This is a genomic window from Streptomyces sp. BR123 (assembly GCF_013401435.1).
In the GTDB taxonomy this organism is placed as follows: domain Bacteria; phylum Actinomycetota; class Actinomycetes; order Streptomycetales; family Streptomycetaceae; genus Streptomyces.
Genome location: NZ_JACBGN010000722.1, coordinates 1 through 209, shown reverse-complemented (window position 1 = coordinate 209; position 209 = coordinate 1). Strand labels below are relative to the sequence as shown.

Annotated in this window: 1 protein-coding gene; it reads right to left on the bottom strand. The window is 76.1% G+C overall.

The window, feature by feature from the left end; translation table 11 throughout:
• Window positions 1–209: transposase (locus tag HYE82_RS37185; RefSeq protein ID WP_179178616.1), on the bottom strand; the 209-nt coding region annotated here is incomplete at both ends.

The window sequence follows — 209 nt, the reverse complement described above, 5'->3', positions numbered from 1 at the left end:
CCCCGGCGCCGCAGCAGGTGGCGGATCGCCCGGCTGGAGTAGGCCTTGTCGCCCAGGACCCGGGCCGGTGTCGTGCGCGGGTGGCCGGTGGAGGCGCGCGGGACGCGGATCCCGTCGAGGACCTGGGCGAACGCGGTGGCGTCGTTGATGTTGCCCGGGGTGAGCACGATGGACAGGGGCAGGCCCCGGCCGTCGACGGCGAGGTGGAC